The following is a 16,585-nucleotide window of genomic DNA, read 5'->3' on the forward strand; positions in this document are numbered from 1 at the left end:
TTATTATTCTTTATAGCTACTGATATATATCATTCGGCTCGCACTTTAAATGATTTAAGTTTGTTTTGAATAATTATTTTAGTTTTTAATGAATCGTTCTGTAAATAGATTTTTAATTTTCTTATTATTTGTGTCATTCACAAGTGCTTCTTTGTTAGCGCAGGAAGCAAAGAAGAAAAAATTGCTTTTTGCAGCTGATTTAAGGCTTAGAGCTGAACCAGATTGGAATTCTCGTAAATCTGATGGAACTTATCGAGATGATAGATTTAGATTTCGTTTTCGGGTAAGAGCAGGAATAACCTATAAACCAAACGATTGGGCTTCGTTTGGATTTCGAGCCAGGACTGGATATCCGGAAAAGCAGCAAGATCCACATTTGACAATTGGCGATGGCTATCATGAGTTTGACTCTGTGCCAATAGGTTTTGATAAATTATATTTCAAGGTTCATAAGAACTGGTTAGATGCTTGGCTGGGCAGGAATACCTTTCCTTTTTTAAAGAAAAATGAATTGTTTTGGAGCGATAATGTGTCATTAGACGGCGTTTATATAAGCGCATCATTCGAAACATCAGCAAATTGGATTGATGCTGTTACTTATGCGGGGGGATTGTTTACCATGTTGAATAGTTTCGATACTTTTTCGGATGAGAGTTTTATTGGAATTCTACAAATAAGCACATCTCATATTGATAACAGGTTAAAAGTATTTCCAACTTTTTATCATTTTAATCAAATGCCGAATATCCCTGACGGCAATGAAAACTATAGATTTGAATATTCCATTTTTCAAATAGGTGCTGAGGCACTGATATCTGAACATCCTAAAATTACTTTAGGAGCTGATCTGTATCAGAACATTCAAAATTATGATGATAATGACAACATCCCGGAAGCTCTCAAAAATCAAAAAAAAGGATTCGTAGGGTCTGTGGTCTGGGGAGACCTTGATAAAAAGGGAAGCTTTTGCTTAGGTGCTTATTATACTTATATGGAGCGTTATGCTGCCGTTGATTTTATTGCACAAAATGACTGGGCCAGATGGGATTATAGCGGACAAGGATCAAGAGACGGTAGATTAACTAATTTGAAGGGTCTTGAATTAATGACTGGCTATAGAATCAGTAAGATGTTACAATTGAAAATGAGGTATTTTGTAGTTGAACAACTTGTGCCTTATGGTGACTACTTAGAAAACGGAAATAGAATAAGGCTCGATATTGATTTTAGATTTTAAATGATGATATTTTCATTCGATAAGTAAAACAATACCTTCGGACAATTTAAAGGGTATTTCATCATAAATCAGTTGTTTCCTGAAAGTTTAATAGGTTATTTTATTTTCTATTAACTATCGAGTTCTCTCAAGAACCGGCCTTATCAAATTTCATATGAAAATTCGTATATTTTTTTTCTTAGTAGTGTTATGTTTTTTTTATTCCTGCAAAAAGGAGCAAGCGATTGAAAAAAATGATCCGCCCACTGAAATTGTTCATCAAGGGGATGACATCAAAAGAAGTATCACAGGCTTATCAGCAAAAAGAGGCTTGATCTCTAAAACTGATAAAGCAACAGAAGGATTTGTTTTATTTCAACCCTCCTCAAGCACTAAAACTTATTTGATTAATTCTGATGGTGAGGTTGTTCATCAATGGGTTGGTGAGTTGAATTCAATGCAATCTTATTTACTCGAAAATGGTAACCTCATGAGACTTGAGCGAGATGTAGACTTTCCGACTTTTGCTGCCGGAGGTCAGTCTGGTCGAATAAGAGAATACGACTGGGAAGGAAACGTGGTATGGGATTTTGAACATGCAACAATCGATCAATTGATTCATCATGATATTGAAATTATGCCAAATGGTAATGTTCTTGCCATATCTTATGAAGTGATATCAAGAGATGAAGCTATTGAAGCAGGAATGCATCCTGACCGTACACCTAAAGCTGGGCTGTGGCCAGATAAGATTATTGAAATAGAACCAAATGGCTCTAAAGGAGGAAAAATTGTCTGGGAATGGCGCATGTGGGATCACATAATTCAAGACATTGACTCTACAAAAAATAATTACGGTGTTGTGGCAGACAATCCAAGAAAGTTTAATTTGAACATACATGATAAGCCCCTTAAACCAGTGCCTCAAGAACAGCTCGATCATATGAAAAAAATGGGTTTTACGACTTCAAATGCCACGGTTGATAACCGTGGTTCAGATATCAGTCATTGCAATGCCGTGGCGTATAACGCCGATTTAGATCAAATAGTAGTCAGTTCTCCGGAATATAATGAGATTTTCATCATAGATCATAGTACCACTACAGAAGAAGCTAAAGGCAATACAGGTGGTAAATGGGGCCATGGGGGCGAACTATTGTATCGTTGGGGTAATGCTAAAAATTATGATAGAGGATCTGAAGAAGACCAACAATTATTCGGACAGCACGATGTAAAATGGATTCCAAAAGGTTATCCAGGTGAAAATCATTTAATGGTCTTTAATAATGATATTAAGAATCCTAATAATAAAATACCTTCTGTATGGGGCGTCTTATCTGATCCGGCAAATCCTGACCCTTTGATTTCAATAAGTGATTTTGGAAACCACAGTGCAGTCTTCGAATTTAACCCTGAAACTGATTCAAATGGCGCTTATGTGATATTTGATAGCAAGGCATTTGGTCCGGTTAATACAACTTGGTCTTATACGGCACCCGATAAACATTCTTTTTATTCGGCTTTTATATCAGGAGCACAACGATTAAAAAATGGCAATACACTGATTACTTCAGGCGCAAAAGGACGATTTTTTGAAGTTACTTCAGATGGTGAAATTGTATGGGAATATTGGAATCCATACATGGATAATTACAGATTGCCTGATGGTTCACATGCACAACCAGCTGGCCCTTTTCTTTATGGACAATTTAGAAGCACACATTTTACACCAGATTTTCTTGCCTTTTCAGGAAAGGAACTGAGTGCTATAGCTCCTCAACCTGAACCGTTTATTTTTATTCCCCCGCCACCCCCGCCACCGGAAAAACCGGCTGAATAATAATATTAACTAAAAACAAAAACACCGCTTATGCCTATTAAAATTATTGGTGCCGGATTCCCTAGAACCGGGACCACAACATTAAAACGCTCTCTTGAAATATTAGGTTATTCAAAAACCTATCACATGAAAGAATTATTGGTAAATCCTGATAAGTTGCCCCTTTGGCTCAAACTTGAAGAAACGGGTGAGACTGATTGGGACAAACTATATGAAGGTTATATGGCTACAGTTGATTTTCCAAGTTATCCATGGTATTTTGAACACATGAATCATTATCCTGACGCTAAAGTTATTTTAACGGTCAGAGATTTTGAAGCCTGGCATAAAAGTGCGCATAGTACGATCTATCAGGCAGGGCCTCAAAACTTTAGTGAAAAAATACAAATGCTTTTTAGAATTCTAACCAATCCCAGATTGGCAAAGGTTGTAAATTGTATCAAGTTCGTTAAGCGTCAGTTTTGGGCCAAACAATTTGAAGGTAGGTTTCTCGATAAGGAGTTTGCTGAAAAAATTTGGTTTGAACACATCGAAGAAGTGAAAGCGAAAGTGCCGGCAGATCGTTTACTGGTATACGATGTAAGAGACGGTTGGGAACCTCTTTGTACATTTTTGGGAAAACCTGTTCCCTCGGAGCCTTTACCACATTTGAATAAAAAAGAAAACTTTAAAACAATGCTAGCCGAATTAATGAAAGGAAATATGGTGTAAATTCTTTGGATTAACAACCCTATTTTTATTTAACTCTTAATGAATTAAGAATGCAACAAATTAATCCGGAAAGCAAAAAGGTGAAGGCCGTTTTACTTCTTATTAGTAGTTTGACCATTATGTCAATGATTACTATTTCACCTTCTTTACCAGATATGACCGAGGCTTTTTCTGACACCCCGAATGGAGCTAAATTGGTGAAGCTGATATTGTCTTTTCCGGGCTTATTTATTGCCATAAGTGCACTCATAGCAGGTGGTTTTATTGATAAATTTGGCAGGCTTAAATTATTAGGATTTTCTCTGGTATTATATGCGGTAGGAGGGGTGTCAGGATATTGGTTAGATGATTTATATTTAATTTTAGCTGGACGGGCATTACTAGGTATTGCTGTTGGAATCTCTATGACCATAGTCACCACTTTGGTGGCAGATTATTATCAAGGGAAGGCAAGACAAAAGTTTGCCGGACTCCAGATTGCAGTGATGTCATTGGGAGGAATAATCTTTATAAGCTTAGGAGGCGTATTGGCAGATATTCATTGGAGGGTTCCTTTTTTGATTTATTTTTTCTCTTTATTTATTTTACCCTTTGCTTATGCGATTCTAAAGGAGCCAAAACAACAAGTCAAAATTGAAAAGCAGGAAACTGCGGCTAAATCTCCCAGACTCATATGGCTGGTATTTTTTAATGTCATGTTTATGTGGATTCTGTTTTTTATCATTCCGATTCAGATTCCATTTTATTTGAAAGACATTGGAGTTGAATCAAATTCGATGATAGGGCTTGCTATTGCCTCAAGTACATTTTTTTCCGCAATAGCGGCAATTTCTTATTCTAAGATTAAAGACAAGTTTTCTTTTGCTCAATTGTTTGCTCTGGGTTATTTTTTAATGGCCATCGCTTATATTTTAATAGCTATGGGGAATACATATACTATGGTCATGCTGGGTATGTTGTTTGCAGGTCTTGGAATGGGAATCATGATTCCAAATGCGAATATCTGGGTCATGCAATTAGCACCTGCAGAAATTAGAGGGAAAGAGATAGGTAGGTTGACCACATTTTGGTTTATGGGTCAGTTCTTGTCTCCTTTGTTGTTATTGCCTCTTTTAGACTTCTTAACGCAATCTCAATTATACTATCTCATCGCCGGAATTCTATTGGCATTAAGTTCATTTTATTTGGTTTTTCATTTCTTTAGGAACAAATAATGCCATTTTTTTCTCAATTAGTAAAGAATTTTTATCCCCAAATCAGCATGCGTTTATGAATGGGTGCCAAATCACAAATTATTGTAAAGAAGTTTATATCCAAATATTAGGACTATCTTTGCATTTCTTAATACAATAGATGACTTTTAAAGAATTAGGGCTGATCCCAGCTATTCTCCGAACTTTGGAGGAACAAGGATATAAAAAGCCAACCCCCATACAACAACAATCAATCCCCATTTTATTAAAAGGAAGAGACCTTTTGGGATGCGCGCAAACCGGAACCGGTAAAACTGCGGCATTCGCTATTCCTATCATTCAGCATTTGAGTGCGCCTCATAATGAGCCCGCGGGAAGAAGAAAAATAAAAGCATTGATTATCACACCAACAAGAGAGTTGGCTACACAAATAGCGGACAGCTTTACTGTGTACGGGAAATACACAAATTTAAAGAATACGGTAATTTTTGGTGGTGTCAAACAAAGAGCACAGGTTGATGCCTTGAGAAAAGGAGTAGATATATTGGTGGCAACACCTGGTCGGCTTTTAGATCTTATAAATCAGAGAAAGATTAGCTTAAGAGATATTGAATATTTTGTCTTGGACGAAGCTGATCAGATGCTTGATATGGGATTTATTCACGATATTAAAAAGGTAATTGCAATGTTACCTAAGCAGAGACAGTCTTTATTTTTCTCAGCTACGATGCATCCGAAGATTGTGACTTTGTCAAAACAGATACTAGGAAACCCTGAAAGAGTAACGGTTCAGCCTGAACAGACTACCGCTGAGAAAGTAGAACAATCCTTATATTTTGTTACAAAAGGGAACAAAATCAAATTATTGATCTATTTACTTCAGATGAATCATATGGATTCAGTTCTTGTTTTTTCAAGAACCAAGCACGGGGCTAATAAAATTGTAAAATTATTAGATCGTGAAGGATTTCGAAGTGCTGCGATACATGGAAACAAATCGCAGACCGCCAGAGAACTTGCATTGAATAATTTCAAAAAAGGCGATCTAAAAATTTTAGTGGCAACCGATATTGCAGCTCGTGGTATTGACATAGATGAATTATCATATGTAGTAAACTATGACCTTCCTAATGTACCTGAATCATATGTGCATAGAATTGGGAGAACCGGAAGAGCAGGATCAAGCGGTATGGCTATTTCTTTCTGTGATGCCGCAGAAAGAGCTTATTTGAGAGATATTGAAAAATTGATCGCTAAGAAGATTACTGTGGTTCATGAGCATCCTTATATAAATGATGGTCTTGAAAGCGAATCTTTGCAACCTGAGCGGAAGCACGGTCATAAAAGAAGGCCAAAACCTGCAGCGAAGCCAAAAGGTAGTGGAGGTAGAAAAAATTACTGGAATAAGAAAAAGACTGGTGGTAGTTCTCGATCTTCAAATTAATGAATACTTCTGACAATTCCTTTTATTCATGATTTAAATCATTTTATTTCTGGTTATTTTTCATGTACTTTAACATAGATTTAAAGGCAATGAAGGATGAGAAAAAATGAACCCATCTCAAGTATCATGACCCGTGAGGTTGTTACTTTGAGTTTAAAGGATTCTCTTTATTCTGCGGAAAAGAGAATGAAAAAGAATCATATCAGGCATATGCCTGTTGTGAAAGATGACAAACTTATTGGCCTTATCAGTTTATCCGATTTACAACGCGTTAGTTTTATTGACGCTTATGGGAAAGAAGGAACTGAAGACACTCCTATTTATAACATGCTCGACATCAATGATCTGATGATCAAAAAACCTTTAACAGCAAGTCCTCAAACTACCATTCTGGAAGTTTCTAAATTGCTGGCCAGTAAAGAATTTCATTCTTTACCGGTTGTAGAAGAAGATAAACTGGTGGGTATCATAACCACTACGGATCTCCTGCACTATTTTATTGAATTGTGCTGATCCAACATGGCGGCAACTTTGTGGACTATGGTTTCTGCCAGTTTATATTTTGATTCTACGGTCCATCCGGCCACGTGAGGACTTAAAAGTACCTTATCTGAAGTAATCAAATATTGAAAATCTTCAGGTAAGGTATTTTCTTTGGAAAAGAAATTCTCAAAAGAGTTTTTTTCATATTCCAATACATCCAAACAAGCCCCAAGAACCTTTCCGGTTTCCAGAGCCTGGACAAGATCTTTGGTTATAATGGCCGATCCTCTTGCCGTATTGATCACATAAATTGATTTTTGAAACTGATTTAAGAATGATTCATCAATCATATGTTTTGTTAGCTCGGTTTGCGGGGTATGAAGGCTTAGTACTTCGGTTCTTTCTAATAGCTCAGTTAAACTAACCTGCCTCGCATTTTGATCACCCACATCAGGCTTGATATCGTAACAGATCACATCACAATCAAATCCTTTTAATTTTTTAGCAAAAGCTTTACCCATATTTCCATAGCCAATGAGCCCGATAGTCTTTCCTTCTAGCTCAATTCCTCTGTTGTCTTCTCTGAGCCAAATACCATTTCTAATCTCAGTATCAGCTTTCTTAAACTTGTTAAAAAGTGAAAGGATCATGCCTAAAGCATGTTCACCTACTGCATTTCTATTCCCTTCAGGGGCTGCTATCAGCTTTATACCTTTGCTGAGGGCATACTCATTATCAATGTTTTCAAGCCCAGCTCCAACGCGTCCTATAAATTTTAGTTTAGTAGCTTTTTCTAAAAAAGACTGATCAAGGCTGAAACGACTTCGTATAATGAGACCATCATAGTCTTGAATTTTTGCTTCTATTGCTGATTTTGAAGAACTATAGTCTTCGTCGCATTCAAGATTTAACTTTCTTAATCCTTCCAAAAGGACAGGATGATTGGTGTCTAAAAACAGTACTTTCATCTATAGCTAAGTTTTTTACAAAAATATGGGAACTGAATTATTAAAAGATCCTTAATTTTAAAAAAAAATACTTTATGAAGTTTTTCTACAACAGATTCATTATTGGGCTTTTGATCTTGTCTAATTCATTTTTGTTTGCACAAGATTACTATTTAGAATCTTTTAAGCCTTTCGATGAATCAATTCCAAGCCCTGAAGAGTTTTTGGGCTATCCTATTGGCGAATACCATACCAGACATGATTTGGTAGTGGCCTATATGTATACATTAGCTGAGCTTTCTAATAAAGCTTCCATCAGTGTTTATGGTCAAACACATGAGAATAGAAAATTATTGATGTTGCAAATAGCCAGCCCTGCAAATCTTGAGAATTTAGAAACTATTAAACAGCAACACCTTAAAGTGGTTGATCCCAATACCGATGTATCCGATTTTAGTGGGCTTCCAATATTCATAAACCTTGCTTATGGTGTTCATGGAAATGAACCTTCAAGTACTGAGGCGGCCATGCTTACTGCCTATACCTTGGTAGCTTCTCAAAGTGAAACGGTTAAATCTTATCTTGATGAGGTTATTGTGTTTTTAGATCCAACGATTAATCCTGATGGCAGAGACCGGCATACAAACTGGGCCAATAGTTATAGAGGACAACCACTCATAGCTGATAAATATGATATAGAACATAACGAAGCCTGGCCAAGAGGACGAACTAATCACTATTGGTTTGATCTAAACAGAGACCTGTTGCTTGGCGTAAATCCCGAATCTCAGGGCCGTTTAAAATGGTATCACCAATGGTATCCGAATGTTGTGACTGATTTTCATGAAATGGGAACCAATAGCACTTATTTTTTTGAACCTAAGAATAAATCAGCCTCTATTAAGCCAATAACACCATCTGAGAACAGAGATGTTCTTAATAAGGTATTTGCTGATCAGTTTTCAGCAGACCTTGATAAGATTGGCTCTTTTTACTTTACGGATGAAATTTATGATTCAACTTATCCCGGATATGGTTCCACCTATATGGATTTACAAGGTTCACTTGCTTTGTTATTTGAGCAAGCGAGTTCTAGAGGTCATTTGCAGGAAACAACTACAGGAGAGATTTCATTTCCATTTACGATAAGGAATCAATTCGTTTCAAGTATTGCTACGATAAAAGCTTCTATTACGAATAAAGAGCTTTTATACAAATACCAGAATAAATTTTTTAAAGAAGCACAACAAAAAGGAGCTTCTTCAAAAGTGAAAGCCTATGTGTTTGGCGATCCCTATGATCAGAATCGAAATAAGGCGTTTTTAGACGTCTTACTGCAACACCATATCGAAGTTTATCCGGTCACTGAAAAGATGACAATAAAGGGCACGGCATTCGAAGAAGGGAATGCATTTGTGGTTCCAACGAATCAAAAACAGTATTACATGGTTCAATCTTTGTTTGAAACCTATAGCGTCTATCGAGACAGTGTGTTTTATGATACGTCAGCCTGGTCAATGGTTAATTTTTACAATATGAAATACCAATCCCTGGCAAAAGTTCCGGGGCTGGGCGAGCAGGTTACAAAACAGACTAATGTGGTTTCTGTTTCAGGTCTTGATAAAAGTGACTATGCCTATATTATTCCCTATGATGACTATTATGCCCCAGCCTTGTTATACCAATTAAAGCGTCATGGGTTAGTGGTTAAAGTAGCAACAAAACCTTTTACTTCTGAAATAGGAGGTGAGCGAGTTAATTTCCACAGAGGCGCTTTGCTAGTTCCGGTTCAGGATCAATATGATTTAGATGCTAATACTGTTTATGAATGGGTCAAAGAGGCAAGTGTAAAATTTGCCGTGAAAGCTTACCCGGTCAAATCTGGAATGACGATTAATGGGAATGGCCTGGGCAGCAGAAGTTTTCAGACTTTGATCAAGCCAAGCGCGATGATGCTTGTTGGAGGAACAGTGAATTCATATGAAGCTGGAGAAGTATGGCATTTATTTGAAGACAGAATGGAGATGCCATTAGTCAAGGTTCCTGAAAGCAGGTTCTATCTTACAGATATTTATAGATACAATGTGATTATCATGGTATCGGGTAATTATCGATTGTTGAATAAAAAGCAAAAGGAAAGATTAAAGCAATGGGTTAGTGATGGAAATACTTTGATAACAACGGGTAAAGCCAGTGATTGGGCCATAAAACAGAAAATTGCTGAAGAGTCTTTAATTGTGCGTAAACCGGATTCAGTTTCGAACGGAAAAAGGAGTAGTTATGAATCTGCTCGAGGCTCAATTCAAAAACATAATATAGGAGGTGGTATTTTTGAGATTGATCTTGACCTGAGTCATCCTATAGGCTATGGATATCAAGACAGCAACATACCTGTTTATAAAAACAACCGGGTATGGATCGCACCCAGTAAGAATAGGTTTTCGACTGTCGGAAAATATGTTAATGACCCACATGTAGACGGTTATATAAGCAAAGAGAATTTAGAGATTATGAAAGGAGCGGCTTCAATAGTTGTCAGTAAGCGAGGCAAAGGCAGGGTAGTGCTATTTGCAGACAACCCAAATTTCAGGGGAGCCTGGTACGGGACGAATAAGCTATTTATGAATGCTGTGTTATTTGGTCATTTGATCAAGGTGCCTCAATAAAAACCTTGTATAAAAGAAAAGCTCCATAGTCAAACTATGGAGCTTTTTTTATATTAAATAGAACATCTTTAGTTATTCAAAGCCTCAGCTCCACCAACGATCTCAAGGATTTCATTAGTAATAGAAGCCTGACGTGCTTTGTTGTAAACAAGTAGTAAGTCATCTCTAAGTTCTGTAGCATTATCAGTTGCTTTGTGCATTGCCGTCATTCTGGCTCCGTGTTCAGCAGCATAAGAATCTCTGATGCCTTTATACAATTGCATCTTTAAAGCCTTAGGAATTAATCCTTTTACAATTTCTTCCTTATTAGGTTCGAAAATATAATCTGCGCTAGCTTCATCAGTTTCCTCGGCAGCGGCAATAGGTAAAAATTGTTCCTGCGTTACAATTTGAGTTGCAGCATTTTTAAACCCGTTATACACCAATTCAATATGATCAAATGATCCCTTAGTGAATTCCTCCATTAAAGCTTCAGCAAATACAACAGTATTTTCAAAAGTTAAATCATCATAAAGATCAGATTCGAATTTGAAAATTTTATGCTCCTTAGAAAGGATATCATTTCCTTTTTTACCTATTGTAAAAATAGAAACATCTTTTCCTGCATAATTGTTCTTAGCAATACGTGCAACTTCTTTAATCACGTTAGAATTAAATCCACCACACAGACCTCTGTTTGAAGTTATGGCAACAATCAATACTTTATTGATATCTCTTTGTTGTGTGAATTCACCTCCGTCATCGCTGTCTAAGGTTGCACTCAGGTTTTGCAATAACTCGGTTAATTTATTAGAATAAGGACGCATTTGCACAATCGCATCCTGGGCTTTTTTCAACTTAGCAGCAGACACCATTTTCATGGCACTGGTGATCTTCATGGTTGACCCAATGGATGAGATTCTGTTACGTATTTCTTTTAAATTTGCCATTCTTTATATGATTATAAATTCAGAGTAAACTCTGAAATCAAAACTTTAAACTATTTATTCAAATTTTGCTGATATCTCTTTAGCAACTAATTCTAAAGTATCAGTAACTTCATCAGTTAATTTACCTGCTTTTAATGTTTCAAGAATATCACTGTGTTTAGCACGTAATAAATGAAGATAATCTTTTTCAAATTCTTTCACTTTCTCAACAGGAACAGCTCTCAAAAGATCTTTTGAACCAGCATAGATAATAGCGATTTGATCTTCAACAGCGAATGGATCGTTCTGAGCCTGCTTTAAAATCTCTACGTTTCTCTTACCTTTTTCAATTACATTCATGGTAGCTGCATCAAGATCAGATCCAAACTTAGCAAATGCTTCAAGTTCACGGTATTGAGCTTGATCAAGCTTCAAAGTACCAGCTACTTTTTTCATTGATTTAATCTGAGCATTTCCCCCAACACGCGATACAGAAATACCTACGTCAATTGCAGGTCTTACACCTGAATTAAATAAATCAGAAGTTAAGAATATTTGTCCGTCTGTAATTGAAATTACGTTTGTAGGAATATAAGCAGATACGTCACCAGCCTGAGTTTCAATAATTGGAAGCGCAGTTAAAGATCCACCACCTTTTATTTTACCTTGTAACGAAGGAGGAATATCATTCATTTGAGAAGCAATCGCATCATCGTTGATTACTTTTGCAGCTCTCTCAAGTAATCTTGAGTGAAGATAAAATACATCACCAGGATAAGCCTCACGTCCCGGAGGTCTTCTCAATAATAAAGAAACCTCACGGTAAGCTACCGCTTGTTTAGAAAGATCATCATAAACAATCAATGCTGGTCTTCCAGTATCTCTAAAGTATTCGCCGATGGCAGCACCCGCAAACGCACCATAAACCTGCATTGGAGCAACATCTGATGCATTGGCTGCTACGATCGTAGTATATGCCATAGCACCTTTTTCTTCTAACATTTTAGCAATTCCTGCAATAGTAGAACCTTTTTGACCTATGGCTACATAGATACAATATACTGGCTTGCCTGCATCGTAAAATTCTTTTTGATTGATAATCGTATCAAGCGCCACAGTTGACTTACCTGTTTGACGGTCACCAATAATCAATTCACGTTGTCCACGACCAACCGGGATCATCGCATCAACTGATTTTAAACCAGTTTGTAGTGGTTCAGTTACAGGTTCTCTGAATATTACTCCAGGAGCTTTTCTTTCTAATGGCATTTCAAAAGTTTCGCCTTCTATTGGTCCTTTACCATCAATTGGCTCACCCAAAGTGTTTACTACCCTACCAAGAATACCTTCACCTACATTGATAGATGCAATTCTATTAGTACGTTTTACGGTAGCTCCTTCTCTAATCGCAGTAGATTCTCCTAATAATACTACCCCAACATTATCTTCTTCCAGGTTAAGAACGATACCTTCAAGACCTCCTTCAAAAACCACTAATTCACCATACTGTACATTGGATAATCCATAGACTCTGGCGATACCATCTCCTATTTGTAATACAGTTCCTATTTCAGTCAAAGAAGCTTTCCCTTCAAATCCCGTTAGTTGTTCTTTTAAAATTGCTGATACTTCAGCTGGTTTTATTGTTGCCATTTTTACTAGTTATTATCTTAATTAGATTTTTGGTATATATTGATTGTCTTCAAATTGAGAAAGTAGGTCATCTAACCTATATGAAACACTTGAATCATAAAGTTTATCACCAACTCTTAATACAAACCCTCCAATAATGGAAGGATCTACCACATTATTCAGGGTAATTTGCTTACCCATTGCTTCCTCAACTCTTGCAAGAATTGCTTTTTCTAAATCCTTGGTCAAAGGAACAGCCGATGTAACCTGAGCTACTTCGATCCCTTTAAGAAAATCATAAATTACGATGTATTCTTTTGCCACTAAAATTAAAAGGGCAGGACGTTTATTTTCGATCAATAAGTTCAAAAGACCCAATGTGATGCCGTTGACTTTTTTACCGAATATTTCAGTTAAAACTGATTTTTTTGCTTTTGATTTGATGATAGGGCTTTTCAACATTACCTCCAAGTCATGATTCTCTTCGATAGTTGATTGGATCAATATCATATCATCATTTACCTCTTTTGCAAAACCTTTTTCTTTTGCGAGGTTTAATGTTGCCTTAGCGTATCTTAATGCTGCTCTTGTTCCTACCATGTTTTATTTTAACCTAGCTTCTTGTAACATTTTTTCAATCAACTTCACTTGCTTGTCTTTATCAGACAATTCATCTTTCATGATCTTTTCAGCAATTCCAATTGACAACTGCGCCACCTGATTCTTCAATTCAGTAATCGCAGCAAGTTTTTCATTCTGTATCGTCTGTTTGGCTTGCTCAATGATCTTATTAGATTGTGCTTTGGCTTCATCCTTTGCTTCAGTGATCATTTGCTCTTTGATCATTCTCGCATCTTTTAACAATGAATCTCTTTCAGCTCTTGCTTCTTTTAAGACCTTTTCATTACTAGATTGAAGATCAAGCATTTCTTGACGTGCTTTATCAGCCTCGTCTAATGCATTCTGAATTCCTTCTTCTCTGCTATTTAAAGCATCCAAAATCGGCTTCCAAGCAAATTTCTTCAATAAGAAAAGCAAAAGCAAAAATAGTATCGTTTGCCAGAAAAAAAGTCCAAATGAAAAATCGTTGATTAATTTCTCCATGTGTATATTTTGTAAATATTAATATTGTTTTTGAAAACAATAGCTATAACCAACCGTCATAGCTATTGTTACTGTAAGAATTAAACTGCAAATAAAGCAGCAAATCCAATACCTTCAATAAGCGCAGCTGCAATTAGCATCGCTGTTTGAATTTTACCAGTAGCTTCAGGTTGACGAGCAATAGCGTCCATTGCTGAACCACCAATTCTACCAATACCGATACCGGCACCTATAACAACCAAACCTGCACCTACAATAGCTGGAATTTCCATAATATATATATAATTAAAAATTAAACATTCGTTATTTAATGTGCTTCATCATGCTCTTCAACAGCAAATCCAAAATATAAGGCAGATAGCATGGTGAAAATATAAGCTTGTAATAAAGCAACTAATAATTCAATCATTGAAATGGCAAAAGAAAGTACAAACGACAAACTACTACCTATCCAATTTCTGAACACAAAAATCAATCCTACCAGGCTCATCAATACAATGTGGCCCGCCATGATATTCGCATATAAACGAATCATCAATGCAAAAGGTTTGATAAAAACTCCTAATAATTCAATAGGAGCTAATATTATTTTCATTGGAACGGGTACACCCGGCATCCAAAAGATATGTTTCCAGTAATTTTTGTTTCCTGAGAATTGAGTGATCAAGAAAGTCAATAATGCAAGAGCAAAAGTAACTGCTATATTTCCTGTAACATTTATCCCAAGAGGAGTTAATCCGAAAAGATTTAAAAACCAAACAAAGAAAAATACTGTAAGTAAAAAACTCATGTATTTTTTATAATGCTTTTCACCAATATTTGGAATAGCAATCTCATCTCTGATGTAAACAACTATTGGTTCAAAGAACCTTCCAGCTCCTGTAGCAATTGGTCCTTTTCCAAATGATCTTGCCAAACCTGTAAAAAGTAACAGCATAAGAACACCTGTAACCATAATCATAAAAACACTTTTCGTGATTGAAAAGTCTAATGGTTTAACGTTGGTTGGATGGTGATGGTCATCAAAAGCTAATGTGCCCTCAGCATCTGTTTTGTAAATCTTGTTGTGGTATAATTTGTAATAGCTTCCGTTACTTTCAGCTACTGTTTCCCCGTGGTGGAATTTTGAAGATGAAAATACGTGAAGCCCGCCATCAATGAGAATCACTGGCAATGAAAAGCCATAGTGCTTATTTTTTTCAGTATCACTGAAAAAGATAAAATCATAAGAGTCTTGAATGTGATGGTTAATACTTTCCTTTATTTCAGTTTTTAAATCTCTTTCATCCGCACTTCCTTCATGCTCTGCATGCTGGGCATTCAGGTTCAAACTAAAAACTAAAACTGTGATTGTAAGGAATTTTACTAAAAACTTACTTTGCATCTTAAACAAATTATATTGGCTTATAAAAATCGGTGCAAATGTAATATATTTATTTGGATAGATTATAAATAAAATCTTATTTTTTCAGAAATTCAATCACGCCTAATGTTTCAAAAATAAGACTGATCAGGTAGGGAACAAAAAAGGCTGCAAATTCAAGCGAGTCAAGCCCTCCGTCAAGTTTGTAATAAGGATAAAAGAAGATGAAAAAAAAGAGAAATTTGACAAAACTTCCGCCCATATAAAGGAAGCCTAATTGTTCAGACATTTTTGTTTTTAAAAGAAATAATGTCAGATATATTGTGATAGCTAGAATATAGTTCAGAAAATATGCTGCAACGATTCTATTATCTAATAGGGGTAATTCAAGTTGATGTAAAACAAAGAGGTGAATGGAAAAAGCTAAAGCCAGAACCACTAGAAGTCTCACAGAAAATTTTGAAAATGAATTCATGCTCAATTAGTCCTCTAAATTTTTTAATTGCGCTAAAAGGCTATAGAAAGACAGGACTATTCCTAATAGGGTTAGTACGATTGTAAAACTCTTATTGTCAGTGTAAGTCGCATCGAGCCACTTGCCTAAACGTGCAGCAAGATAAATGGTTATTCCCATTTGCAAGCCAATACCCGTAAGAACTATATATTTATTAAGCCGTTTTTTTGGTTTTTTCTGCACCATTTTGAATTACTTTGACCGCACTTTTCATGGCACAAGTAGCATTAAATACTGCTCCTGGTTCTACTGATAATTTACCCATGACAACATCTCCACTGATGTCAGCCGTACTTTTAAGTGAAAGGATCTGGTCTACAATTAATTTTCCTGAGAAAGTCCCTTCAATATCAGCATTTGTACAATCAATAGTGCCTGAGACATAACCTTCTTTGCCGATTACTACACGACCACTTGTCTGAATTGTTCCTTCAATTTTACCGTCTACTCTAAAATCTCCATCAGATTTAATATCTCCTACAAGTGAAGAATTCTTTGCGATAATGTTACGTTCTCCAACTGGGTTTGGATTTTCTTTTTTTTCGTTGAACATAATGTTATAGT

General features: G+C 36.1%; 17 protein-coding genes. 7 read left to right on the forward strand and 10 right to left on the reverse strand.

Going from position 1 to position 16,585, the window contains the following annotated elements:
- Positions 1 to 130: 130 nt before the first annotated feature.
- The 6 genes from QWY87_RS04390 (at position 131) to QWY87_RS04415 (ending at position 6,917) form a co-directional block, all read left to right on the forward strand.
- On the forward strand, positions 131 to 1,237 hold the full coding sequence (locus QWY87_RS04390) for a putative porin (protein WP_290288674.1): 1,107 nt from the start codon (positions 131 to 133) through the stop codon (positions 1,235 to 1,237).
- Between the two features lie 154 nt (positions 1,238 to 1,391).
- Complete coding sequence (locus QWY87_RS04395) at positions 1,392 to 3,056, forward strand: aryl-sulfate sulfotransferase (RefSeq protein ID WP_290288676.1); 1,665 nt, start codon at positions 1,392 to 1,394, stop codon at positions 3,054 to 3,056.
- A 30-nt stretch (positions 3,057 to 3,086) separates the two neighbouring features.
- Positions 3,087 to 3,767 (forward strand): sulfotransferase family protein, encoded by a 681-nt coding sequence (locus tag QWY87_RS04400; RefSeq protein ID WP_290288679.1) that lies wholly within the window; start codon positions 3,087 to 3,089, stop codon positions 3,765 to 3,767.
- A 50-nt stretch (positions 3,768 to 3,817) separates the two neighbouring features.
- Complete coding sequence (locus QWY87_RS04405) at positions 3,818 to 4,981, forward strand: MFS transporter (protein WP_290288682.1); 1,164 nt, start codon at positions 3,818 to 3,820, stop codon at positions 4,979 to 4,981.
- A gap of 139 nt (positions 4,982 to 5,120) precedes the next feature.
- Positions 5,121 to 6,404, forward strand: a complete 1,284-nt coding sequence (locus QWY87_RS04410; RefSeq protein WP_290288685.1) for a DEAD/DEAH box helicase — start codon at positions 5,121 to 5,123, stop codon at positions 6,402 to 6,404.
- Positions 6,405 to 6,500: 96 nt separating this feature from the next.
- The gene (locus tag QWY87_RS04415) at positions 6,501 to 6,917 is read left to right on the forward strand and encodes a CBS domain-containing protein (RefSeq protein WP_290288687.1); all 417 of its coding nucleotides are present in this window, start codon (positions 6,501 to 6,503) and stop codon (positions 6,915 to 6,917) included.
- Here the strand turns inward: QWY87_RS04415 and QWY87_RS04420 are convergent.
- On the reverse strand, positions 6,896 to 7,855 hold the full coding sequence (locus QWY87_RS04420; RefSeq protein WP_290288690.1) for a 2-hydroxyacid dehydrogenase: 960 nt from the start codon (positions 7,853 to 7,855) through the stop codon (positions 6,896 to 6,898). The two genes, QWY87_RS04415 and QWY87_RS04420, sit on opposite strands and share 22 nt — an antisense overlap.
- 74 nt (positions 7,856 to 7,929) lie before the next feature.
- Between QWY87_RS04420 and QWY87_RS04425 the strand changes: the two genes are divergently transcribed.
- On the forward strand, positions 7,930 to 10,500 hold the full coding sequence (locus QWY87_RS04425; protein ID WP_290288694.1) for a M14 family zinc carboxypeptidase: 2,571 nt from the start codon (positions 7,930 to 7,932) through the stop codon (positions 10,498 to 10,500).
- A 68-nt stretch (positions 10,501 to 10,568) separates the two neighbouring features.
- On the opposite strand, the gene atpG is transcribed toward QWY87_RS04425, so the two are convergent.
- The 9 genes from atpG to QWY87_RS04470 all read right to left on the reverse strand — a co-directional run bounded on the left by atpG (position 10,569) and on the right by QWY87_RS04470 (position 16,574).
- Positions 10,569 to 11,429 (reverse strand): ATP synthase F1 subunit gamma, encoded by an 861-nt coding sequence (gene atpG, locus QWY87_RS04430; protein ID WP_290288696.1) that lies wholly within the window; start codon positions 11,427 to 11,429, stop codon positions 10,569 to 10,571.
- Between the two features lie 54 nt (positions 11,430 to 11,483).
- Positions 11,484 to 13,061 (reverse strand): F0F1 ATP synthase subunit alpha, encoded by a 1,578-nt coding sequence (gene atpA, locus QWY87_RS04435; RefSeq protein ID WP_290288699.1) that lies wholly within the window; start codon positions 13,059 to 13,061, stop codon positions 11,484 to 11,486.
- 21 nt (positions 13,062 to 13,082) lie between these two features.
- Positions 13,083 to 13,640, reverse strand: a complete 558-nt coding sequence (atpH, locus tag QWY87_RS04440; protein ID WP_290288702.1) for an ATP synthase F1 subunit delta — start codon at positions 13,638 to 13,640, stop codon at positions 13,083 to 13,085.
- A gap of 3 nt (positions 13,641 to 13,643) precedes the next feature.
- Positions 13,644 to 14,144, reverse strand: a complete 501-nt coding sequence (locus QWY87_RS04445; protein ID WP_290288706.1) for a F0F1 ATP synthase subunit B — start codon at positions 14,142 to 14,144, stop codon at positions 13,644 to 13,646.
- A gap of 80 nt (positions 14,145 to 14,224) precedes the next feature.
- Positions 14,225 to 14,416 (reverse strand): ATP synthase F0 subunit C, encoded by a 192-nt coding sequence (atpE, locus tag QWY87_RS04450; protein WP_142784445.1) that lies wholly within the window; start codon positions 14,414 to 14,416, stop codon positions 14,225 to 14,227.
- A gap of 35 nt (positions 14,417 to 14,451) precedes the next feature.
- On the reverse strand, positions 14,452 to 15,528 hold the full coding sequence (atpB, locus tag QWY87_RS04455) for a F0F1 ATP synthase subunit A (RefSeq protein WP_290288717.1): 1,077 nt from the start codon (positions 15,526 to 15,528) through the stop codon (positions 14,452 to 14,454).
- Between the two features lie 76 nt (positions 15,529 to 15,604).
- Entirely contained in the window at positions 15,605 to 15,982 is a 378-nt protein-coding gene (locus QWY87_RS04460) for a DUF6168 family protein (protein ID WP_290288721.1), read from the reverse strand.
- Between the two features lie 6 nt (positions 15,983 to 15,988).
- Complete coding sequence (locus QWY87_RS04465; protein ID WP_290288724.1) at positions 15,989 to 16,207, reverse strand: AtpZ/AtpI family protein; 219 nt, start codon at positions 16,205 to 16,207, stop codon at positions 15,989 to 15,991.
- On the reverse strand, positions 16,176 to 16,574 hold the full coding sequence (locus QWY87_RS04470; RefSeq protein ID WP_290288727.1) for a bactofilin family protein: 399 nt from the start codon (positions 16,572 to 16,574) through the stop codon (positions 16,176 to 16,178). The genes QWY87_RS04465 and QWY87_RS04470 overlap by 32 nt, the downstream gene beginning before the upstream one ends.
- Positions 16,575 to 16,585 lie beyond the last annotated feature (11 nt).

It is taken from the genome of Lutimonas halocynthiae, assembly GCF_030409835.1.
GTDB lineage: Bacteria > Bacteroidota > Bacteroidia > Flavobacteriales > Flavobacteriaceae > Lutimonas > Lutimonas halocynthiae.